23 protein-coding genes and 1 pseudogene are annotated in these 21,461 nt (G+C 62.3%); 7 read left to right on the forward strand and 17 right to left on the reverse strand.

Features of this window, described 5'->3' with window-relative positions; translation table 11 throughout:
- Positions 1-268: 268 nt before the first annotated feature.
- The gene (locus AC3A4H_RS01785) at positions 269-1,177 is read left to right on the forward strand and encodes a hypothetical protein (RefSeq protein ID WP_487765873.1); all 909 of its coding nucleotides are present in this window, start codon (positions 269-271) and stop codon (positions 1,175-1,177) included.
- On the opposite strand, the gene AC3A4H_RS01790 is transcribed toward AC3A4H_RS01785, so the two are convergent.
- The 3 genes from AC3A4H_RS01790 to AC3A4H_RS01800 form a co-directional block, all read right to left on the reverse strand.
- Positions 1,164-1,511 carry a DUF1491 family protein gene (locus tag AC3A4H_RS01790; RefSeq protein WP_487765160.1) on the reverse strand — a complete coding sequence of 116 codons (348 nt, stop codon included), beginning with the start codon at positions 1,509-1,511 and terminating at the stop codon, positions 1,164-1,166. The two genes, AC3A4H_RS01785 and AC3A4H_RS01790, sit on opposite strands and share 14 nt — an antisense overlap.
- A gap of 107 nt (positions 1,512-1,618) precedes the next feature.
- Positions 1,619-2,401, reverse strand: coding sequence for a peptidoglycan-binding domain-containing protein (locus tag AC3A4H_RS01795; RefSeq protein WP_487765161.1), 783 nt, complete (start codon positions 2,399-2,401; stop codon positions 1,619-1,621).
- Positions 2,376-4,181 carry a sensor histidine kinase gene (locus tag AC3A4H_RS01800; protein ID WP_487765162.1) on the reverse strand — a complete coding sequence of 602 codons (1,806 nt, stop codon included), beginning with the start codon at positions 4,179-4,181 and terminating at the stop codon, positions 2,376-2,378. The genes AC3A4H_RS01795 and AC3A4H_RS01800 overlap by 26 nt, the downstream gene beginning before the upstream one ends.
- A gap of 460 nt (positions 4,182-4,641) precedes the next feature.
- On the opposite strand from AC3A4H_RS01800, the gene AC3A4H_RS01805 reads away from it, so the two are divergent.
- Positions 4,642-4,956: a DUF5330 domain-containing protein gene (locus AC3A4H_RS01805; RefSeq protein ID WP_487765163.1), complete on the forward strand. Its 315-nt coding sequence runs from the start codon at positions 4,642-4,644 to the stop codon at positions 4,954-4,956.
- A 98-nt stretch (positions 4,957-5,054) separates the two neighbouring features.
- Positions 5,055-5,483 (forward strand): SufE family protein, encoded by a 429-nt coding sequence (locus AC3A4H_RS01810; RefSeq protein WP_487765164.1) that lies wholly within the window; start codon positions 5,055-5,057, stop codon positions 5,481-5,483.
- A 15-nt stretch (positions 5,484-5,498) separates the two neighbouring features.
- Here the strand turns inward: AC3A4H_RS01810 and AC3A4H_RS01815 are convergent, their stop codons facing one another.
- Together AC3A4H_RS01815 and AC3A4H_RS01820 are read right to left on the reverse strand one after the other, a co-directional pair.
- Positions 5,499-6,299 (reverse strand): DUF6456 domain-containing protein, encoded by an 801-nt coding sequence (locus AC3A4H_RS01815; RefSeq protein WP_487765165.1) that lies wholly within the window; start codon positions 6,297-6,299, stop codon positions 5,499-5,501.
- Between the two features lie 5 nt (positions 6,300-6,304).
- Complete coding sequence (locus tag AC3A4H_RS01820) at positions 6,305-6,592, reverse strand: helix-turn-helix domain-containing protein (protein WP_348778279.1); 288 nt, start codon at positions 6,590-6,592, stop codon at positions 6,305-6,307.
- Positions 6,593-6,928: 336 nt separating this feature from the next.
- On the opposite strand from AC3A4H_RS01820, the pseudogene AC3A4H_RS01825 reads away from it, so the two are divergent.
- A pseudogene (locus AC3A4H_RS01825) lies at positions 6,929-7,189 on the forward strand (cytoplasmic protein); the annotation flags it as partial.
- Positions 7,190-7,407: 218 nt separating this feature from the next.
- Here the strand turns inward: AC3A4H_RS01825 and AC3A4H_RS01830 are convergent.
- The 8 genes from AC3A4H_RS01830 to AC3A4H_RS01865 form a co-directional block, all read right to left on the reverse strand.
- The gene (locus tag AC3A4H_RS01830) at positions 7,408-7,833 is read right to left on the reverse strand and encodes a Ros/MucR family transcriptional regulator (protein ID WP_348778275.1); all 426 of its coding nucleotides are present in this window, start codon (positions 7,831-7,833) and stop codon (positions 7,408-7,410) included.
- A gap of 290 nt (positions 7,834-8,123) precedes the next feature.
- Entirely contained in the window at positions 8,124-8,486 is a 363-nt protein-coding gene (gene mnhG / locus AC3A4H_RS01835; protein WP_487765166.1) for a monovalent cation/H(+) antiporter subunit G, read from the reverse strand.
- On the reverse strand, positions 8,483-8,818 hold the full coding sequence (locus AC3A4H_RS01840; protein WP_487765167.1) for a cation:proton antiporter: 336 nt from the start codon (positions 8,816-8,818) through the stop codon (positions 8,483-8,485). Before AC3A4H_RS01840 ends, mnhG begins: the two co-directional genes overlap by 4 nt.
- Positions 8,815-9,288: a Na+/H+ antiporter subunit E gene (locus AC3A4H_RS01845; protein WP_487765168.1), complete on the reverse strand. Its 474-nt coding sequence runs from the start codon at positions 9,286-9,288 to the stop codon at positions 8,815-8,817. Before AC3A4H_RS01845 ends, AC3A4H_RS01840 begins: the two co-directional genes overlap by 4 nt.
- Positions 9,288-10,856, reverse strand: coding sequence for a Na+/H+ antiporter subunit D (locus AC3A4H_RS01850; RefSeq protein WP_487765169.1), 1,569 nt, complete (start codon positions 10,854-10,856; stop codon positions 9,288-9,290). Before AC3A4H_RS01850 ends, AC3A4H_RS01845 begins: the two co-directional genes overlap by 1 nt.
- 2 nt (positions 10,857-10,858) lie before the next feature.
- On the reverse strand, positions 10,859-11,236 hold the full coding sequence (locus AC3A4H_RS01855; RefSeq protein WP_348778270.1) for a Na+/H+ antiporter subunit C: 378 nt from the start codon (positions 11,234-11,236) through the stop codon (positions 10,859-10,861).
- Positions 11,236-11,655, reverse strand: a complete 420-nt coding sequence (locus AC3A4H_RS01860) for a Na(+)/H(+) antiporter subunit B (RefSeq protein WP_487765170.1) — start codon at positions 11,653-11,655, stop codon at positions 11,236-11,238. Before AC3A4H_RS01860 ends, AC3A4H_RS01855 begins: the two co-directional genes overlap by 1 nt.
- A 1-nt stretch (position 11,656) precedes the next feature.
- Complete coding sequence (locus AC3A4H_RS01865; RefSeq protein ID WP_487765874.1) at positions 11,657-13,984, reverse strand: putative monovalent cation/H+ antiporter subunit A; 2,328 nt, start codon at positions 13,982-13,984, stop codon at positions 11,657-11,659.
- A 341-nt stretch (positions 13,985-14,325) separates the two neighbouring features.
- Here AC3A4H_RS01865 and AC3A4H_RS01870 point away from each other — a divergent pair, with 341 nt between their 5' ends.
- On the forward strand, positions 14,326-16,413 hold the full coding sequence (locus AC3A4H_RS01870) for a S9 family peptidase (RefSeq protein ID WP_487765171.1): 2,088 nt from the start codon (positions 14,326-14,328) through the stop codon (positions 16,411-16,413).
- Positions 16,414-16,461: 48 nt separating this feature from the next.
- Here AC3A4H_RS01870 and AC3A4H_RS01875 read toward each other — a convergent pair whose 3' ends face one another.
- The 4 genes from AC3A4H_RS01875 to AC3A4H_RS01890 form a co-directional block, all read right to left on the reverse strand.
- Positions 16,462-17,412, reverse strand: a complete 951-nt coding sequence (locus tag AC3A4H_RS01875; protein WP_487765172.1) for a cytochrome c — start codon at positions 17,410-17,412, stop codon at positions 16,462-16,464.
- Between the two features lie 9 nt (positions 17,413-17,421).
- Positions 17,422-17,862 carry a c-type cytochrome gene (locus AC3A4H_RS01880; protein WP_348778267.1) on the reverse strand — a complete coding sequence of 147 codons (441 nt, stop codon included), beginning with the start codon at positions 17,860-17,862 and terminating at the stop codon, positions 17,422-17,424.
- Positions 17,863-18,020: 158 nt separating this feature from the next.
- Positions 18,021-18,617: a superoxide dismutase gene (locus AC3A4H_RS01885; protein WP_348778266.1), complete on the reverse strand. Its 597-nt coding sequence runs from the start codon at positions 18,615-18,617 to the stop codon at positions 18,021-18,023.
- 183 nt (positions 18,618-18,800) lie between these two features.
- Complete coding sequence (locus AC3A4H_RS01890) at positions 18,801-19,679, reverse strand: branched-chain amino acid aminotransferase (RefSeq protein ID WP_487765173.1); 879 nt, start codon at positions 19,677-19,679, stop codon at positions 18,801-18,803.
- Between the two features lie 143 nt (positions 19,680-19,822).
- On the opposite strand from AC3A4H_RS01890, the gene AC3A4H_RS01895 reads away from it, so the two are divergent.
- Together AC3A4H_RS01895 and AC3A4H_RS01900 are read left to right on the forward strand one after the other, a co-directional pair.
- Complete coding sequence (locus AC3A4H_RS01895) at positions 19,823-20,491, forward strand: haloacid dehalogenase type II (protein WP_487765174.1); 669 nt, start codon at positions 19,823-19,825, stop codon at positions 20,489-20,491.
- A gap of 195 nt (positions 20,492-20,686) precedes the next feature.
- Positions 20,687-21,421 (forward strand): L,D-transpeptidase, encoded by a 735-nt coding sequence (locus tag AC3A4H_RS01900; RefSeq protein WP_348778263.1) that lies wholly within the window; start codon positions 20,687-20,689, stop codon positions 21,419-21,421.
- The last annotated feature ends 40 nt before the right edge of the window (positions 21,422-21,461 follow it).

Raw genomic sequence — 21,461 nt, forward strand, 5'->3', positions numbered from 1 at the left:
GAGAATTAAAAAATTTCCGCTGCGAGATCATTCGGCAGCTGCAGGCAGATCAACTGCTGCCGGAACCCGTTGCATCTCGCGGTCCACTGCCCCCGGGAGAGCGGCCCTATAAAGAGATCGTAGGTTAGCAAGCTGTGAACCGAGAACCGACAGTTAACGCAACGCTAACGGATCGCAGCTAATTTTATCCTTGTCTCGGAGCACCGCCCCAAGCTGTCCAAACAGCCCGGGCATCCGGGGCATGGCGTTTCGTGTCGGCGTGGTTTTTGTGTCATCTTCAGACTTCAGGCAGCTAGCCTTGAAAGGCGAAGCGGGAAAGAGCGAGCGGCTGTTTCGGGCGGCCATCTCCGCTTTTTGTTCGCTCCCCCGCCCCACCCGCCGGGAGATCGTCCAGCTTGAGGATCTTGCCCTGCCCCTCTTCGACAAGGTGTCGGTCGAGGGCAAGCGCTTTGCTGCCGCTGCCCTTTCGGAATGCGAGAATGCGCCGCGCGCGCTTCTGCAGCGCCTCTGCAACGAAACGGTCGACATTGCAGCTCCGCTGCTCATCCGTTCCCGGCTGCTGAAGGACATTGATCTGATCGCGTTGATCGGTCGCCACGGGCTGCCTCACGCGCGCGCCATTGCCCGTCGCCCAAATCTCAACCCCGTCATTCGCGATCTTGTCGCAGCGCTCGAAAACGCCAGGCAGGTGCAGGCCCCGGCTGTCGAGGCTGCGGCAGTGCAAAAGCAGCCTTCGGCTTCCGGCAGCCTCACGGCCGACGACGCCCGCCAGAGCCTGCGGGCCATGATGCTGCCTTCCACGGGTGGCGCCACGCCAGAGGTTCGTAAAGAGGACGTGCGCTCGCCATACGAGCGGCTGCGCGATACCGCGCTGATCGGCAACTCGGCTCCATTCCACATCGCACTGGGCGATGCGACTGCAATCGGTTTTTCAGCAGCCAGGTCAATCGTAAATGCGGCCGATCATTCCAGGTTGCTCGCTGCCCTCCACTCACTCGGCCTCAGTGAGGAACGCGCCTATCTCGTTGTCAGCGCCTTGTTTCCCGGCAGTTTTGCAGACCGCGACAGCATACGGCGCTTTCTCGCGCGCTATCGCAAGCTGAGGAAATCAGAAGCCTCAACCAGGTCGCCAGAGCCGGCAAACGCTCGCGAAAGCGTGCAGCTCAAGGCTTCGTGACCGATATCAGCTCTTCGACGGGCATTGCCCCGGCTTCGATTTCCACCACCCATATATCGGGATCGAAGCGCTTCTCCTTCTCCAGCCGTGCATCCAGCGCTTCGGCATGCTCGCCCGCGTGGATTGAAGTGAAATGCCGCTCGTCCGGTCGCCGCGTGTCATAGCTCGTTTGCGGCGCGGGCGCGTAGAGCTCGACCTGGCCAAGGCGATCGCGCGCAAGCACGAAAACCGCACCGGCCTCGGTCGCGCCGCGTTTCACGATCGCCGCAAAGCCGCCTGCCGCAAAAACCCTGCGCAGCAGGGCGGAAACCCACATATCGGTTGTAAGGCGCATTGATGGCGGTGCTCTGTTGAGGACGGCCGGTTCATACCAGCAGCGGCCGTCAGCCGCCAGTGCATCGCCGTGTTCCACTGGCCGCAGGGCGAGCCGGTAGCGGCAACTCAGCTTGTCAGACCGACTTCCTTCATCTTCAGGTAGACGGCCTCTTCCGGCTCGCCGGTTTCCGGCAATCCGAACAGCGACTGGAACTCCCGGATCGCAGCCTTCGTGCGCGCGCCGGCTATTCCATCCACATCGATGTCTTCGTTGCCGAACGCCCTCAAGCCGCGCTGGATATTCTCTGTGAGGCGGGTCAGCGCGGAAGGATCGGCGGCCGGTGCTTCCTGGACGGGCTTGGCCTGCGGTGTAGGCTGCGTCTCCCGCGCGGCAGCGGCGGGAGGAATGGCAATTTCGCTTGGCAGCGTTCCCAGTTGGCCGAGCAGCTCTTCATCGACCTGACCGGTAACGGCCAGCCCCATCTTGCGCTGATAGCTCTCAACAGCCCGGGTCGTCGCCGGTCCGCTCAGACCGTCCACTGCCCCCTCGTAGAAGTTCAGGCTTTTGAGGATACGCTGTACCTGCTCGATGACCGGATCGCCCGCCGGCCGCGCCGGCATCTCATATGCGCGCTCTATGTGTATGGTCGTTTCAGGCTGTTCGCTCGAACTGGCGTCCGTGCTTGCCGGCCCGCTCAGTTCTCGCGTGGCAAAGAAGGCGCCCTTATGCGCGTGCGGCTGATACCAGAGCGCATTGGCCGACACATAGAACAGTGAAACGAGAAAGGCTGTCGAGCCGCCAACCAGCACCGGGTTGCGCGTGATCATGCCTCCGACGAGCGCCAAGCCGCCCTGCATGGGGCTGGCCTCGGGCGCCGTCCGTTTAACCCGCTTTGCGGAGCGAGCCATACTCATCCTCCGACTGACTGCCGCCGGTCCGCAGCTTCACCAGCGCGCCCTTCTCGGTCTCCGCCGTCTGTGAAGAAGGGCCGGCCACAGGCAGGCTTATGTTCACGGTAGTGCCTTCGCCCACCGCGCTCTCGATCGACATAGTGCCTTCGTGAAGGGTAACGAGCCCCTTCACCAGCGAAAGCCCGAGGCCGGTCCCTTCGAATTGCCGCGTATAGTCGTTCTGGACCTGCGTAAAAGGCCTTCCGAGGCGGCAGAGGTCATTCTCGGCGATGCCTATGCCGTCATCGCGCACCCAGAAGTGCAGGCGCGAACCGAGCCTCCGCGCGCCCATCGTCACGTTGCCGCCGCTTGGCGTGAACTTGATCGCGTTGGAAACCAGATTGATCAGGATCTGCTGGACGGCGCGCCGGTCGGCGTGAATTTCGCCCGCTTCCGGCGCCACCTGCGCCGTCAGCGAGATCGTCTTGGATTCAGCCTGCAGGGTCATCATAGATTGGCACATCTCCACCGCATCCGCGAAACGGAAGGTTTCCGGATTGGTGGCGTAGGTGCCGGCCTCGATGCGCGAAACGTCGAGAATGGAATTCACGACCGCCAGCAGGTGATGCCCGGAATCGCGAACCAGGCTGACATATTCCTTCTGCCGCTGGTTCTGGAATCCGCCGAAGGTTTCGTGCAGCAGCATATCCGAAAAGCCGATGATGGCATTCAGCGGCGTGCGCAGTTCGTGGCTGACCGCCGCCAGGAAGCGGCCCTTGGCGATTTCAAGCGCTTCCGCGGCTTCATTGGCCGTGTCGAGTTCCGCACGAAGGCGTGCCATCTCTTCATTTACACGGACGAGCGCCGTGAACGCCCTCCTGCCATCGCTGCCGCCGATCAACTCGACGGAAAACGGCTGGTAATTGTCGTTCGATCCGTTCGCATCGACCCGCGGCAGCCGGATTCGCACGTCAACTGTCCGATGCGCTGCGCCGCCGCGCAGGTCGGCCAGCGCGCACAAATATGCCACGCGGTCGGAAACATGGATGCGTTCGAACAGCCCCGTCCCCAGCAGCAATTCCGGCTGAACGCGGAAGATGTCCCGACCCTGTTTGGAAACGTCGACGATATCGCCGTTGGGCGACATGCGAATGACGACCGCCTGGACGATCTCTTCCAGCCGCGGCTGTTCCGCGTCAGTCGCCTCGCTCGCCGCGGGCTGGAAAACGCCCGGCAGCCTTATTGCCACGGTGACGAAATAGGCAAGCGGCACCAGCCAGTGCCAGCCGGCCACGGCCGTCGTCTCGACCAGGAGGTTAGATCCGACCAGCGCCTGCAAGGGCACCACGGCCAGGGCCGCGCCCACGGCCCACAGCAGCGAGCGCGGGTTGCGGCTCTGCCACCATGCTTCCAATGGCAGCGCCAGAATCAGCGCAGACATCGGCGAAGCCAGGCCACCGGCCGCCGCGATGCAGCCGGACAGCACCACGGTGCCGAGCGCAAGAGCCGCGCCGGCGGCAAAGCTGCTGCTACCTGTCGCCGCGACCAGCAACAGGATGAACCAGGCCGCTCCGAAAGTCGCGCAGACGAGCGCCAGCGTGGTCGCCGTACCAGACAAGGCCGGCAGGAAAAGCCCTATGGAGGCGGCCGCCAGGAAGGGCGCCGTGAGCATGATGCCGATCAAGCGCCGCTGGGCCGCGCGGGCGGCCTCATCGCGCACCGACGGGTGCACCAGACGGTCGCAGCCCCCGTCAACGGCGCCGAACACCTCGCTGGCTCTGGTGGTAAAAAAACTCACGCAACGTACTCGCAACTACTCCGCTTCGCGGATGACTTTTGATCGTCTGTGAACCTCGCACCCAGCCTTTAAAGAATGGATAAGGCAGCCCCGATCAGCGCGTTGCCGGGGCCGAATATCGGAAGCCGTGGGCCCAAAAGGCACCCCGGTTTCTTTCATGGTAAATGGAAGGTTAGCCGGCGCCGGCCAATGGAGGTTGTGCAGCCGCCGCTTCCGGAGGCGGCCGGTCACCCGCGATCGAAAGCGAAATCAATAGCTTCGATGGTTAGCAGAACCTTACGGACTTGGCTCAAATAACGGCAGCCATGATTCCGGTCCCGTTTCGTTAAAATTTGAATCGAATTCGTCGATAATGCCACCGTCTTGCGCAAGCGCTCCTTTGCGTAGCGAATGCAATTGTGCTCAACAGACGATGCCGCGCCGTTCGACATGCGCGGCCCGCATGCAACGAGGCAAGGACATGGGCTTTCTCCTCCGAACCGCTTTCTGGCTGTCGCTGGTGCTTCTGCTGCTGCCGATAGGTTTCAGCGACAAGAATGGCGATGAGCCCGGTGTCGGCGCTTTCCAGGCTTTCCTGGCTGCGCGCGAAGCCCTCGGCGACCTTGGCGGCATTTGCGAACGCAAGCCGGAAGTATGCGAAACTGGAAAGTCCGCCCTCCACACGGTCGGCATCAGGGCGCGCGAGGCTGCCCGCATCGCTTTCGAAATGCTCGACAGCCAGTTCGGCGAGCCCGACAAGGCCACCAAGACAGGAAGCATTCCCGAAGAAAACTGATTCCCGGCGGAACGCCGCACGACGATCTGCCCTCTCTCAGGACCTTCGGTGTCTTCTTTTTCCGTGACGCGGCGCGTCCACGCCACTATATCGAGCCTATGACGACGACGATCCAAACTATCCGCGACGACTTTGCCTTCCTCGATGATTGGGAGGATCGCTACCGCTATGTCATCGAACTCGGTGAAACACTGCCACCTTTTCCGGACCACGCGCGCGACGACGCGCACAGGGTGCAGGGCTGTGTAAGCCAGGTCTGGCTCCTTACCGGGCGCGGCGAAGGTTCCGACCCCATCGTGCGGTTTCAGGGCGATTCGGATGCCCACATCGTGCGTGGCCTGGTGGCCATCCTGCTCGCCCTCTATTCCGGCCAGCGCGCCAGCGAGATCCTTGCCGTCGATGCGGAGGCAGTTCTTCGCTCGCTCGGCCTCGATGAGCATCTGACACCCCAGCGTGCCAACGGCCTGCGCTCGATGGTCAAACGCATCAAGCGCGAGGCCGAAGACACGCTGCGGCAGGACGCCTGAGCGCCGCACAGGCAATCATCCGATGTTCGGGCGGTAGTCTTCACTTCCCCAGTGGACTATCGAGCCTGCCGTTCTGCGTCTGTGCGCCTGCGGTTCGTAATGACGGCTCAGCACCCCGAGCGCGGTCTTGAGCACGATCTTGGCTGACCGCACAGGCCAGCCCCGCTCGGCCTCCACCAGTTCCAGCCCCTTCAGAAAGCAACATATGTCGATGAGGACCCCCGACAGTTCGGGGCCCACGGCATTGACGGCGCGCTCCACGCGCTGGCGGGCCGCCAGCGCGGCCTCGGTCAGTTCCGCCACCCCGTTTGCATCGGTTCTTCGCCGCAAGGCCACGCTTGCCTCCCAGTTAGCGCCGAGCCGGGGCATGATCTGCCCGCGCGTAAAGTCTGCGCGCAGACGCTCGCCCGCCGTGAATTCCGCCTGGGAGAGAAAAGGCCTGCCGCATTTCGTCTTTCGTCGCATGAGCTGACCAAGCGGCGATTCCGAAAGGTTCACCAGCGCGTAGTCCGGCATTCCATCCGCACCGGCGACCCTCACCACATCGAGGTCGATGGCCTCGCCTCCACGCCGCATGCCCACCTTCGGTGTTGCGCCATGCACTTCCGGCGCCAGCACGACCGTGCGGCCGTGGCGGGCGACGATGCCTGCGCGCTGCATCCTGTCCAGAGCTTCCTCGGACACGCAGATCGTACCGCGTGTCTTCTCCTCAAGCAGGACCGTGCCCTTGACGGCCGCGTCCCCCACCACGGCCTTGCCGCCCAACAGAAAACGGACGATCCGCCGCTCGGCGTGTTCATTGTGCGACTTCTGCATGGTTCTTAGCGCTCCAGCCTGTCCCGAAACGCTGCGATAATCACGCGCTCCATCATTGCCACGACCCTGTCGAACTCCTCCACGTCGCGCATATCCTCGATCAGATGGCAGGCGTACACGACCGTCGTGCGGTCTCTGCCGAAACTCCGCCCCACATCGCTCATGTTCAGGCCCAGGATCACATGGGCGACGTACATGGAAATCTGCCTGACTCGAGAAACTCCCAGCGACGTGCGCCCCGGGCGCCGAAGTTCCTTGCCCGAAACGTTGAACAGCGCGGCAGCAATGTCCATCAGGCATTCACATGCTTCCAAGGCCTCCTCTTCTCCCCACTGAAACCCACGCCCTACCGTTCGATGCGCCTTCGCCCCCACTCTTGCTTTGGTCTGGGCCTTTTCTGTCGTGGCAGCAGTGAACACAAACCTATCCCTCCGTTAATAGGAATTGTTTCTTATATACACCAGCCGCCCGCCATGTGAACAAAGAGGAAACAAATACTTCGTCGGAAAAACTTAAGGCGCTGAAAACATGGCCTTTATTCCACTTCCGGTGTCCGCCAGCCGAGATATTCATCCCCGGTCTCCGAACCTCGCGGATAGTTGCTGCATGACGCAACAGGAGTTTCCCCGATGGACGATATCCGCTCTGAGTTCTCGAGGTTCCAGGCCCGAAAATCATCGGAAACCGCATTTGCCGGACAGCTTGCCGCGTTGCAGCTTGTCTGCGGCATAGATCTCTCGTCAGCGCTCGCCGCGGGCCCCGAAGAGAAGGCCAGGCTGCAACATCGTCTCAGGCGCGCGATTGAAAGGGAGCGGCTGCGTGGAATGCGGCGCCACTGGAGCTACGACCTGAACCGTCACATCGCTCTCAAGCAGGCGCTCGACCGCCTATCCGAGGCGGAATCGGTTTCTCCCTCCGCCCCTGAACCCGGCCGGTCACCTTCTGCATTCGGAAAGGCAAGGGCGTCGCCCAGAAGTTGCGGCGGCAAAGCCGGTATGGTCCACGCCAGCCACAATCTCGAAGACCTCGGACGAGTATAGACAGGTAATCGAAATAAAAACGGCGCCCGGAGGCGCCGTATTCTTTGCAAGAAATATTTTGGTCTTCTTTACGCGCCTTTGCGCTTGCGCCCCAGACCCATCTTCTTTGCGAGCTGCGAACGGGCCGCAGCATAGCTCGGCGCTACCATCGGATAGTTCGGATCCAGGCCCCACTTTTCGCGGTACTGATCCGGCGTCATCCCGTAGTGCGTCATCAGGTGGCGCTTCAGCGACTTGAACTTCTTTCCGTCTTCCAGGCAGATAATGTAGTCGTCCTGGACAGAACGCTTCGGATTCACTGCCGGCTTTTGCTTGTCGGCAGGCGGTTGCTCAACCGCCCCCCCAACGCGGCCCAGAGCGGCGTGCACATCGGCGATCAGGTTGGGCAGTTCACCGACCGGCACGGGGTTGTTGCTGACATAGGCGGCCACAACATCAGCCGTCAATTCAATCAGCATCTCGTAGTTTCTGCTCGGCGTTTCGACAGTATCCATACTCTTCAGGCCCCAAGGTAAGTTTGAAAGGTGCCCCTTTGTTAATTGGCGGGGCTTGGCGCGATTTAACGAAGGCGAACTCCACCACGATTCGCGTCGCAACACCTTAATGAACTTCACAAGCAATCAAGTCAATTAAATATTTCGTCATCAACGGAAATGATTAGCGTTCAGGGCCAATATTTAGATGGCTAGACTTGGCCAAATCCAAGTTCCTGCCCGCCTTTTCAGAATTTGTGGCAATGATCAGGCCGTAAAATGGCGGCAATACATCTTCCAATGCCGGCATTTCAACTTTGAGTAGTCTTCACGACAGATTGAACGCCGCGCTCTATGTCGTCTCTCAGCGATTTGCTCCACAGGCGGCACCCCGCAGCGTGGGCCGCTTTGGCCAGGAGATGCGAGGAGATCGGCACCGTCATCAGGAAGAACACGACCCCGGCCAGCGCACGCATGGAGATGGCAAGGTCTTGCGATTGGACCGCCAGCGCGATGAGCATCACGCAGGACCCAAGGGTTCCCGCCTTCGAGGCCGCATGCATGCGCGTATAGAGGTCCGGCAGCCGCAGCAGCCCAATCGAGGCAACGAGCGCAAACAGCGCACCGATGACGATCAGGATACCTGAGACATATTCGAGCAGCGCAGTCATCATCGCTTCGAACCTCGTCTCGCCCGGGCTTTCTTGGAAGTGGTCTTCGTCTTTTCCTGCGGGCGGCTGGCCACGAAGCGTGCGAATGCAACCGTGGCCAGGAAGCCAACCAGGCCGAGCGCAATGGCAATATCCACGTGGAAGGAATAGCCGGTCTTGATGCCGAGCACGGCAATGAAGCCAATGGCAATCGCCACGAGCATGTCCAGTGCCAGTATACGGTCGGGAAGAGACGGTCCGCGCAGGACGCGCAGCACCGTCAGCAGCAGCGACAGGCACAGTAGTCCCAGCGCCAGCATCACGCAGAAGGCCAGAAAGCTGTCGGCAGCAATCACCGGAACGCCTCCATGATCTTGCGCTCGAAACCGTCGGCGATATCACGCCGCGCCGCGTCCGGGTCCGAACAGTCGATTGCATGCACGTAGAGCGTGCGCCGGTCGGCCGATACGTCGACGGAAAGCGTTCCGGGCGTCAGGGTAATCAGGTTTGCCAGCAAGGTTATTTCGAAGTCACGGTCTACGGTGAGCGGATAGGCGAATATGCCGGGCTTGAGATCCATGCGCGGCGATACCACCAGCTTCGCCACCCGCCACGCCGAAAGGATCAATTCCTTCACGAACAGCACGACGAGCGACGCCACCTTCCCCACTCGCAGGAAGCTGCGCAACGAGCCGATATGCTCGCGCACCAGGTAGAGGGTGATGCACCCCAGAACCACACCGAACAGAATATTCGGCAGCGAAAGCGAACCTGTTATCGCCGCCCAGGCAAACGCCAGCAGTATTATGCTGAGATAGATTGTCATCAGCCGCCTCCAGCCGGAAACACCGCGCCGATATAGCCGGAACTATTCAGCAGCCCTGCCGCAGCTAGGTTCGCCACCCGGATCACCGGCTCGGGAAACAGCCCTAGCAGGACGATCGGCAGGCTCAAGGCTATTAGTGCGCCATGTCCAAGAAGCAATCCAGCAGGTTCGGCCCGCGCCGCTGCGCTGCGCCCGCCGGCCGGCTCACGCCAATATGCCAGCAGGAACATGCGGCCGGCGGCGATCATCGTTAGGAAGCCGGAAAGCAGGATGGCGCCGGTCAGCCACCAGGCATCGGCGTCCAGCGCCGCCTTCACCAGCATCACCTTGGGCCACAGGCCAGATGCCGGCGGCAGCCCGGCCACCGCCGCGGCCAGAACCAGCGCGATGCCCGACAGGAGCGGCGAGGTGCGGTAGAGGCCCGAAAGCTCGTGCAGCGAGAAGCTGCCCCCCAGTTCCCTCATCATGCCAGCGAGAAGGTAGAGCGCGGTCATGATGAGCATCGAATGCAGGGCGTAGAAGATCGCCCCCGCCACGCCCGTCTCTGACCCCAGCGAAAGGCCGGCCAGCATCACCCCCACGCCGGAAATCACCAGAAAGCCGAAAACCCGCCTGGTGTCCGACTGGGCGAGCGCCCCGAGCGCGCCGAGGAGCATGGTGGCGATGGCCACAAGGCCGATCAGTTCCGACATTGCGGCGCGTTCGACCGGAAACAGCATCACCAGGGTCCGCAGCAGCGAATAGATGCCGATCTTGGTCAGCAGGCCGCCAAACAGGGCCCCCACGACGATGCGCGGCGTGTGATACGAGGCCGGCAGCCAGAAGTTGACCGGGAACGCCGCCGCCTTCATGCCGAAGGCCAGCAGATAGAGCGCCGCAAGCGTCATCAGCGGTGCGGTCTCCCGCAGGCCGCTCGCCTTGCGGGCAATGTCGGCCATGTTGAGCGTGCCGAAGATGCCGTAGAGATAGGCGGTCGCGATCAGGAACAGCGTGGTCGCCACAAGATTAAGGATGGCATATTTGGTTGCGCCGTCGAGTTGCGCCTTTTCCGATCCGAGGATCAGCAGGCCGAAGGACGAGATCACGAACACTTCGAACCAGACGTAGAGGTTGAAGATGTCTCCCGTCAGGAATGCGCCGCTCACGCCCGTCATCATCAGCATCAGGAACGGGTAGAAGCCATAGCGTCGCCCTGACGCGCCGATGTCGCGCAAGGCGAAAATCGCGCAGATGAAGGCAACGCCACCGGAACCAAGGGCAAAGAGCGCGCCCAAAGCATCCACCGTGAAGGATATGCCGAAGGGAGGCAGCCAGCTTCCCATGGTCATTGCCAGCGGCCCGTTCTCCAGAATCCGCGCCAGCAATGCCGCCTCGGCGCCCACCAGCGCGCCAAGCCCGACCAGCGCGACGATGCCGTGCCAGCGCGTCTCATGGCGGAACATCAACAGCACCGCGCCGAAGATCAGCGGGATGATGATGGGTGCTACCACCAGCCAGTCCGCCGCCGTCACCGGCGTGGTCATCATCCCGGCAGCTATTTCGACTGCCCTTTCGGTCTCGCCAGTCATCGTCAGTATCCCAGCGGCGGAAGCGGCTCGCCTTCCGGTTCGGCCACGCGCATGCCGTCAGTGTCGTCGGTTCCGATCTCCTGGTAGGCGCGGTAGGCCAGAACCATCAGAAAGGCGAAGAACGAGAACGAAATCACGATTGCGGTCAGGATCAGCGCCTGCGGCAGCGGATTGGCCACCTGTCCCACCGTCGTTTCGAGCCCTTCCGGGATGATCGGCGGCCCGCCGCGCTGGATCCGTCCCGCGGTGAAGATCAGCAGGTTCACGGCATTGCCGAAGATCGCGACGCCCAGAAGAATGCGGATCACGTGCTTGGACAGCATCAGATAGATGCCGACCGCAAAGAACAGCCCGACGAGGATTGAAAGCGCCGCCTCCATCAGCCGTCCTCCCTTTCCTCGAGGGCGAGCGCCGTGGACGTGATCGAGCCGACCACGACAAGATAGACGCCGATGTCGAAGAACATCACCGTCGACAGATCGACGCTGACGCCGAGAAAGCTGACGCTCGTCCAGAGCCCCGTCAGGAAAGGCACGCGGAACACATAGGACAGAAGGCCGGCAAGTCCCGCGAGCAGCAGCCCGAAGCCGGAGACGGCCATCGGATGGAAGTACATCGCTCGGCGCACCGCCGGCACGCCATGCGCAATGCCGAGGATCGCGAAGGCCGATGCGGCGATAAGCCCGCCAATGAAGCCGCCGCCGGGCTCGTTATGGCCGCGCAGCAGCACGAAGACCGAGAACAGCAGCATCAGGCTGGTCAGGTAGGGGGCGGCAGTGCGAAAGATCAGCGTCTGCATTTCAGGCGTTCTCCCTCTTTCGCACGTGGCGCCTTTCGTTCTTCGCCCGGATGCGTATCAGCGCCAGGATCGACAGGCCGGCGATCATAACCACCGAGATCTCCCCCAGCGTATCCAGCCCGCGGAAGTCGACGATGATGACGTTTACGACGTTGCGGCCGTGGGCGACCACCAGCGAGTGGTTCTTGAAGAATTCCGTCAGCGTTCCGTCGAACGGCAGTTGCGTTACCTTGAGCAGGAACAGCCCCAGGGCGCCGCCGCACGCCGCCGCAACCGCTGTGTCCAGCAGCTTTCGCCCAAGGGGCCGATGCTCGGACACAGCCAGCCGCAGTCGCGTCATCACGAGCGCGAGGATCACCACCGACAGCGTCTCCACCATGAACTGGGTGAAAGAGAGGTCCGGCGCGCCCATCAGCATGAACAGCAGTGCAATCGCGAAGCCTTGAACGCCCAGCGACACGATCGCGGTCAGCCGGTCCTTGGCGTAAACCACCGCACCAAGTCCGATGACGGCAATGATCATGATCGTGACTTCGTAGAACCATGGCCAGGGCAGTTCCGGCATCGCCGGCAGTTCGTCGAACATCACCATCGGCACAAGAAGCGTCAGCGCGACGGCCATGAAGGTGACAACCATGTAGAAGTCCATCCGGCCATTTTGCACGGTGCCCGTCACGGCCGAGGAGAAGCGGACAAGCCCGCGCATGGCCTGGTCGAAGCCGCGATCAGGCCCCCAGCCGATCGCCTTCAGCAGTAAGACCATCGCGGCGCGCAGCCTGGCCTGTTGCAGATAGGCGGCGACACCCAGCGCGACCGTAAGAGCCGAAAGCAGCAGGGGCATGCCAATATGCGGCACCGTCGAGATGTCCACCTGAAGCGGCTGCCCGGCGACGGCGCTTGCCATCGGCGAGGAAAACAGACGGTGAGCCAAGCCTGAAAGCAACCCGGCGGCAAGGCCGCAAACGGCCAGCACGAGCGGACCGAGCCACAGCAGCACCGGCCCTTCATGCGCCTGCTTGGGTGCATTTCCCGTCGGCCCGACAAACGGCCTTAGCCCCACCGCGAAAGCCACGGCAAACATCAGCGCGTTGCCGACAATGGCCGCCAGCGCCGCCAGACTCGTCCAGCCGCCAACAGTCAGCGCCGCATAGATCTCCTCCTTGGCGAGGAATCCGAAGAACAGCGGCAATCCGCCCATGGAAAGCGCTGCCAGCAGCCCGGCCGCAAACGTGATCGGCATGGCGCGGCGCAGCCCGCTCAATGAGCTTATGTCGCGAGTACCCGTCTCATGGTCGATCAGGCCGGCAACCATGAACAACGCACCCTTGAACAGGGAATGCGCGATCAGATAGAGCGCCGCCGCCTCGATCGCCTTGTCGGAGCCGAAGCCCGTCAGCATCACCAGCATGCCGAGCGACGCAACGGTGGTATAGGCCAGCATCAGCTTCAGGTCGGTCTGGCGGATTGCCAGCAAGCTTCCGACCAGCAGCGTCGTGCCGCCGAACAACACCAGGGTGGTCTCCCAGACCAGCGTATCGCCCATGACCGGGTTGAGGCGCATCAGAAGGTAGACGCCCGCCTTCACCATGGTTGCGGAATGGAGATAGGCCGACACGGGCGTCGGCGCCTCCATCGCGTTGGGCAGCCAGAAATGGAACGGGAACTGCGCCGACTTCGTGAAGGCGCCTCCCAGAACAAGCACCAGCGCGGCCAGATATAGCGGGCTGCCGCGCAGCGCGGCCGCGGACCCCAGCAGGGACGACAGTTCGGTCTGGCCGGTAGCGCCCCAGATAACGACCAACCCGGCCAGCAGCGAGAGGCCGCCCAGTCCCGTCACCACCAGCGCCTGCAGTGCGGCACGCCGCGATGCCTCGCGGCGATGGTCGAAACCGATCAGCAGGAACGAGGTCAGCGAGGTCAGTTCCCAGAACACGAACAGCATCAGGAAGGAATCGGAGACGACCAACCCCTGCATCGCGCCCATGAACATCAGGATAAACGAGAAGAACCGCCCTTGATGCTCATGCCCCTTCAGGTAACCGCCGGCATAGAGCACCACCAGCGCGCCGATCCCGGCGATCAGCAGCGCGAAGGTCAGCGACAGTCCGTCCAGGTACCAGGAAAAGCGAACGCCGAGGCTGGGGATCCACTCATAACCACCGCGCACCGCCTCGCCGCCGGCGACGACATTCACCATGCCGGCGAAGTGGAAGACGATCCACAGTGGCGCCAAGGCCAGCACCCAGGCCGCATTGTGCTTCAGGACTCGGGCGAGTGAAGGCGCCAGCAATGCGGCCACAAACGGCAGTATCAACGCGAAAAAAGTCAGAAGCTATTCCCCCGTTGCCTTTTTCCGCAGCCGCGAGCGGGCCTTCGTGCGGCGAGTTGCAAAACTTGTTGCGGTTGAAATAAACGGGGGGCTTACGCTGGGCAAGTCCTTCTGGCGCTATCCTCAACTTTCACAGTGTCGCACCTGGCTTGCCGGCAACGCCTACATCCGACTACGCGTGAGAAGCGCATCGGATCTTGTCTGGCGCCACCACTCTCGTCCGCTAAATATACCTGACAAGGGAGCGGCACTTGAACACGCCAGCGCGAGCGTGTTCACTCTTCTTTCGGAATTCAACGATGCGAGACACGATGACTCTTTCAGGTAGCTTCCCTCAGATAATGGCCCCGACAACGGCAGAGCGGCCGGTCCAGGACACAAACCACGGCATCTCTCGCGTCGACGAATTCTCCTGGCTGCGGGCGCAAAACTGGCAGGAGGTTTTCCGTGATCCCACGAAGCTCGACCCAGCCATCCGCGACCACCTGAACGCTGAAAACGTCTACCAGACAGCGCTGATGGCCGACACCGAGGAACTGCAGAAGCGGCTGTTTTCCGAGATGAAGGGCCGCATCAAGGAGGACGATGCCTCCGTGCCGATGAAGGACGGGCCCTTTGCCTATGGCTCCTCCTTCAAGAAGGGCGGCCAGCAGCCGCGCTTTTTCCGCATCCCGCGGGATGGCGGCGAGGAAAAGATCATTCTGGACGGCGATGCCGAGGCCGAGGGCAAGGCCTATTTCCACATCGGCGGCATCGAGCATTCCTCGGACCACGACCGCCTTCTTTGGTCCTTCGACGACATGGGCTCTGAATTCTTCAAGCTCCATGTCCGCGATCTGTCGACCGGTGCCGACCTGGCGGACCAGGTCGCCGACACCGGCGGCTCGGGCGTCTGGAACGCCGGCAACGACGGCTTCTTCTACACGCGGCTCGACGAAAACCATCGCCCGTCCAAGATCTTCTACCATGCGATCGGCACCGACCCCTCTGAAGATCGCCTGGTTCATGAGGAAACCGACCCCGGCTTCTTCATGGATGTTGGCGGCTCGCGGCGGAAGGACTGGATATTCATCAGCATCAACGACCACGAGACGTCGGAACAGTGGCTCATCCGCATGGACGACCCGACCGCCGAGCCGAAGCTCGTGGCCGCGCGCGAGACCGGGATGCAGTATGAACTGGAGGAAGGAGGCGATGTCTTCTTCATCCTGACCAACGCCGACGGCGCCAAGGACTTCAAGATCATGACCGCGCCAGTCTCCGACCCTGGCCGTGAAAACTGGAAGGAACTGGTGCCGCACGAGCCCGGCCGCCTCATCCTGTCCGTACTGGGCTTCAAGGACTTCATGGTGCGGCTGGAGCGCAAGGAAGGCCTGCCGCGCATCGTCATCCACGATCGAAACACCGGCGAGGAACACCTCATCTCCTTCGAGGAAGAAGCGTTTTCGCTCGGGCTTGGCGGTTCCTACGAATACGACACCGACGTCATCCGCTTCTCCTATTCGTCGATGACAACGCCGAGCCAGCTCTTCGACTACAATATGCGCACGCGCGAGCGCGTCCTACTGAAGACGCAGGAAGTGCCCTCGGGCCACGATCCGGAGAACTACGTCACGCGCCGCCTGATGGCCGCCTCGCATGACGGTGAACTGGTGCCGATCTCGCTGATCTACCATCGCGACACGCCGCTCGACGGCTCCGCACCTTGCCTGCTCTACGGCTACGGCTCCTATGGCATCACCATTCCCGCCTCCTTCAACACCAACTGCCTGTCATTGGTCGACCGCGGCTTCGTCTATGCCGTCGCGCATGTTCGCGGCGGCAAGGACAAGGGCTATGCCTGGTACGAGGACGGCAAGCGCGCCAAGAAGACCAACACCTTCCTCGACTTCATCGCCGCGGCGCGTCACTTGGTTGCGCAAGGCTACACCTCGCACGACCGCATCGTCGCCGAGGGCGGTTCGGCCGGCGGGATGCTCATGGGCGCGATCGCCAACATGGCGCCCGAGGTGTTCGGCGGCGGCATCATCGCCGAAGTGCCCTTCGTCGACGTACTCACGACCATGCTGGACGACACCCTGCCCCTCACCCCGCCGGAGTGGCCCGAATGGGGCAACCCGATCGCCTCGGAGGCCGATTACAAGACCATCGCGGCCTATTCGCCCTACGACAATGTCGAGGCGAAAGACTATCCGCCGATCCTGGCGGTCGCCGGTCTCACCGATCCGCGCGTCACCTACTGGGAGCCGGCAAAATGGGTCGCCCGGTTGCGCAAGATGAAGACGGACCAGAACCCGGTCCTGTTCAAGATCAACATGGATGCAGGCCATGCCGGGGCGTCCGGCCGTTTCTCGCGGCTGGAAGAGATTGCCTACACCTACGCCTTCGCGCTGAAAGTCACGGGCAAGGCATCGGCAGAACCGGCCTGATTGGCGGGAAGAAGCGGCGCGTTTCCGGCCCGGCGCGCGCCGCTCTCGCTATTCAGCCGCCGTCTTTCGCGGCGGATAGCCGTTCGGGTGCGGCGGCACCGCCTTCAGATAGGCCGCGATTGCTGCGCGGTCTTCCGGCGTTAGTTTCGCCATGTTCCTCTGGACCTCGACCATCGAGCCGCCGACCGAATCGTAGTCGGGCGTGAAGCCTGTCTCCAGATAGTTGACGATGTCGTCCTCGGACCAATCGCCGATCCCGCCCTCGCCCGAAGTGATGTTTGGCACGATGCCATCACCCTCGGCGGCCGTGGCGCCAGCCAGCCACTGGCTCGTCCTAGCAGCGCCAGTCATTTCGCGCGGCGTGTGGCATTCGCCGCAATGTCCCGGCCCCTCCACCAGATAGCGGCCGAGCACTGCCGGCTCGGAAGCCGTTCCGTCCAGCGCCACCACGGGCTCGGTCGTCAGATAAAGCCGCTTCCACAGGCCGATCCCGCGCCGGATGTTGAACGGGAATGCGAGCGAATGGTCCGGCGCCTTGCCCGAAACCGCCGGCAGCGTTTTCATGAATGCATAGAGGTCGGCCACATCTTCCGGCTTCATGCGCGCGTAGGAAGTGTAGGGGAAGGCCGGGTAAAGATGCTCTCCCGAGGGCGAGACACCGCGCATCACCGCATTGGCGAAGTCTTCTTCGGACCAGGCGCCGATGCCGTCCCTCTCGTCCTGGGAAATGTTCGGCCCCACAAACGTGCCGAACGGGGTCTTGAACTCCATGCCTCCGGCGAGTTCCAGCTTCGCGTCGCCCTCTGCCTTGGGCCGGGCATGGCAGGAGGCACAGCCTCCCGCCCAGAAGATGCGCTCGCCCCTAGTGGCATCGCCTGTCCGCAACGCGGCGATCTCGCTCGTGTCGAGTCGAACCGGCGCCGTCAGGAACCAGAATGCGCCGCCGCCGATCGCGCAGAGCGCAATCGCTCCGGCGGCCAGTCTTGCAATGCCCCTCATCGGCCGCTGCTAGCCCTTCTTGATGCGGAAGGTCTCGTGGCAGGAGCCGCAATTCTGCGCAACCTTGCCGAACTCTGCCTTGAAGGCGTCAAGGTCTGCCGGCGCGGCCGCCACGGCAGCTTCTGTGTCGGCCTTGAACTTGTCCACCGCCTTCTGGAAGCCCGCCATGTCTTCCCAGATCTTAGGCGAGGCCGTCGTATCGCCGCCCGTTTCGCTGCCCTGCGGGAAAAGTGCCGCGACATCGAACTTCTGCGCGTCCTCGTTCAGCGTCTTCAGCGCGGCCAGCACGAGCTCGGCGTCGAAGGGCTGCTCGCCCTTGGCGATTGCGGCGATGCTCTTCAGCGCCTTGCCGTTCGCCTTCATGATCTCCTGCCGTTGGGCAATCGGATCGGCCATGGCCGCCGTGCCGGCAAATGCGAGCATGGAAACGGCGAGCACGAGTTTTCTCATAGATGACCTCCAGGTGATTTGGCTGTTCGGGAATCTCAGCGGCAAACTGGACGAAAACGTGCTGACATGCTCTTCACGCTTTCGTTATCAGGCTGTTACAACCCTTTGCCGGAAAAGAAAAACCCCGGCCGAGCCGGGGTTTTCCGAAGCGAAACGGCTCAGGCCTTTTCGTAAAGTTCGAGCACGTAGTCCCAGTTGATCAGGCTGTCTACGAACGCCTCGAGGTACTTCGGGCGCAGGTTGCGGTAATCGATGTAGTAGGAGTGCTCCCATACGTCGACGCCGAGGATCGGGGTCGCGCCGTGCACCAGCGGGTTCTCGCCGTTCGGGGTCTTGGAGATTTCGAGCTTGCCGTCCTTGACGGAAACCCAGGCCCAGCCCGAACCGAACTGCGTCACGCCGGCGTTGATGAAGTCGGCCTTGAACTTGTCATAGCCGCCCAGGTCGCTGTCGAATGCCTTCTGCAGCGCCGCCGGCAGCTTGTTGCCGCCGCCGCCCTTCTTCATCCACTTCCAGAAATGGACGTGGTTGTAGTGCTGGGCTGCGTTGTTGAAGAGGCCTGCGTTCTTGCCGAAAGACTGCTTGACCACTTCCTCCAGCGACAGGTTTTCCATGCCGGCTTCAGCGGCAAGCTTGTTGCCGTTGTCGACATAGGCCTTGTGGTGCTTGTCGTGGTGATACTCAAGCGTCTCCTTGGACATGAAGGGCTGCAGGGCCTCGTAGTCGTAGGGCAAAGCGGGCAGTTCAAAAGCCATTGGTCATACTCCCTCGTTGGCAATTATGAGCGATGTCTATCGGCGTCCGGTTACGCACAGACATATGGTGAAGACGAATCCGAACAACCCCGTGTTCGATAATACGGCTCCTTCTAGATCATCATTGTGAAAAGTGGCAGCTTGTTTCCTGCAAAAAGCCGCGCCTGTCGAAAACAGCCGTTCTCAACCGACGGGTGTCGAGTGCGCCCAGTCCCAATAAAGCTCACGCGCCTTCTTGGCCACCGGTCCCGGCTGCATGGTCCGGTCCTCGATCTTCGTCACCGGCACGACCTTGGAGTGATTACCGGTGGAGAATATCTCGTCGGCCTGCATGAAATCGCGCACGGTCAAGGTCTTCTCGGTTGTCTGGAAGCCGTAGTCGGCAAGCAGCGACATGGTGCGCGAACGGGTGATGCCGGCAAGGAAGGTCCCGTTTGCCGCCGGCGTGAAGATATGGCCGTCCTTGACCATGAAGATGTTGGAGGATCCCGTCTCGGCCACGTTGCCGAGCATGTCCAGGACCAGCGCGTTGTCGAAGCCGCGCATCTTGGCATCGAGGATGGCGCGACCGTTGTTGGGATAGAGGCAGCCGGCCTTGGCGTTCGTGGGCATGGTTTCGATGGTCGGCCGGCGGAACGGCGAAACCGTCAGCGAAAAGCCGGTGGGCGGCAGCATGGGTGATTCGTAAAGGCAGAGGCAGAAGCGCGTCGAAGCCGGATCGGCCGGCACGCCCATATAGCCGCCATGCTCGGCCCAATACATCGGACGGACATAAACCGCCGTGTTGCCGTCGAACTTCTTCAGGCCGTCCCAGGTCAGGCCGATGATCTCATCGGCGGTCATCGTGGGCTTCAGCCCCAGTGAAATCGCCGACGCGTTGACACGCCGGGAATGCAGGTCGATATCGGGTGCGACGCCCTCGAACCAGCGCGCGCCGTCAAACACGCTGGTTCCCAGCCACATGGCATGGCTGCGCGGGCCAAGGATGGCGACGTTACCTTCGTACCAGTCGCCGTCCACATAGGTCCAGGTCCTGGTCTGAGCTGGCGTTGAAAGTGACATGAGCTGACGTCTCCCTTCAGGTTCCGACATGGAAGACGCTTTGGCCGCCTCCGTCAACCGCGACACCACGGAAACGTTTGATGCCAGCGGCCGGGCGCAATAGGGTGAGTGTCGATTGCCTGCATGGCTGAAGGGGAGGACCGATGCGCCATCCAGCCTATGTCTTCGACGCCTACGGCACGCTGTTCGACGTGCATGCGGCAGTACGCCGCCATGCCGGCGCCATCGGCCCCGACGGCCAGCTGCTGTCCGAGATCTGGCGGGCAAAACAGCTCGAATATTCCTGGGTGCGGACCTTGATGGGGTCCTATCTCGATTTCTGGCAATTGACCGAGCAGGCGCTGGACTTCGCTTTCCGCAAGGTCCCCTCCGCCGACCCCGCCTTGCGGCAGGAATTGCTCGATGCCTATTGGCAGCTCGATTGCTATCCGGAAGTTCCGGCGGTGCTCAAGGCGCTCAAGGCCGAAGGCGCGCGCATTGCCATATTGTCGAACGGCTCCCCAGCCATGCTCGAAGCGGCGGTCAGGTCGGCTGCCCTCGACCAGGTGCTCGACGACGTTTTCTCGGTTGATGAAGTGCGCCGGTTCAAGACCGACCCGGCCGTCTACGACATGGTCAGCACCGGCTGGCGGCTCTATCCGGATGCCGTTTCCTTCCAGTCGTCCAACCGCTGGGATGTGGCCGGCGCCACGCGCTTCGGCTTCCGCACCGTCTGGATCAACCGGACGGGCCAACCCGACGAATACCAGGACCTGAAACCCGGCCTCATTCTGCCTTCGCTGGAAGGCCTGCTGTCCGACAATCGCCCGTGACGCACCTGTGACCCAAAAGCCACAGCAACCCCGCCGTCACATCGTCGCCTTTCTTTCTTCACCCTGAAGCCAGATTCAAAGTCACCTATCCACCCATCCAATGAGGGGAGAAAACCGCGCTGCTGGTGCAGCGTTCACCCATTCTTGCGATGTCGTTGGATATCCCTTTCGACATCTGGAATTTGAAGGGCATCCATGACTGATTCGCTTACCTCCACCCGCCTGAGCCGTCGCGGCTTTCTTGGCGCCGCGGCCGTCAGCGCCGCCTCTTTCGCAGTGTCGGCCTGCAGCACCGTCTCACGCTCAAGCTATACCGAAGGCCCCCCTCCGATTGCTCCACAGGTAAGCGTCGACCCCGTATTTGGCGATTACACCACCATCTACGGCCCGGTGACTGACGAGGGCTACGAGATTCCCGCGATCCCGCTGAAGAAGATGGACAAGCGCTTCCTGCGCCAGATCGTTCAGGATCCGACTGGCGAACGGCCGGGCACAATCGTCATCGACACGTCCAATCACTATCTCTATCTCGTCCGCGAAGGCGGCGAAGCGGTGCGCTATGGCGTCGGCCTCGGCCGCGCCGGCTTCGAATGGTCGGGCCGTGCCGTCGTCCAGTGGAAGCGCAAGTGGCCGACCTGGACGCCGCCGGACGAAATGATCGGCCGCCAGCCGGAGCTGGCCAAATACAGCGCCCGCAACGGCGGTATGCAGCCGGGCCTGAACAATCCGCTCGGCGCCCGCGCGCTTTACATCTTCAAGGACGGCGTGGACACGCTCTACCGCCTGCACGGCTCGCCGGAATGGTTCTCCATCGGCAAGTCGGTCTCGTCGGGCTGCGTGCGCCTGATGAACCAGGACATCATCGACCTTTACGATCGCGTCCCCAACAAGACGCCAATCCTGGTAACGGGCAGCGTCGGCGTGGCCTGAGCCACGCCTTCTCTGTTTCTCATCGGTCTGCCGGGTCGCG

The organism is Pseudaminobacter sp. Soil_N_29 (assembly GCF_057656055.1).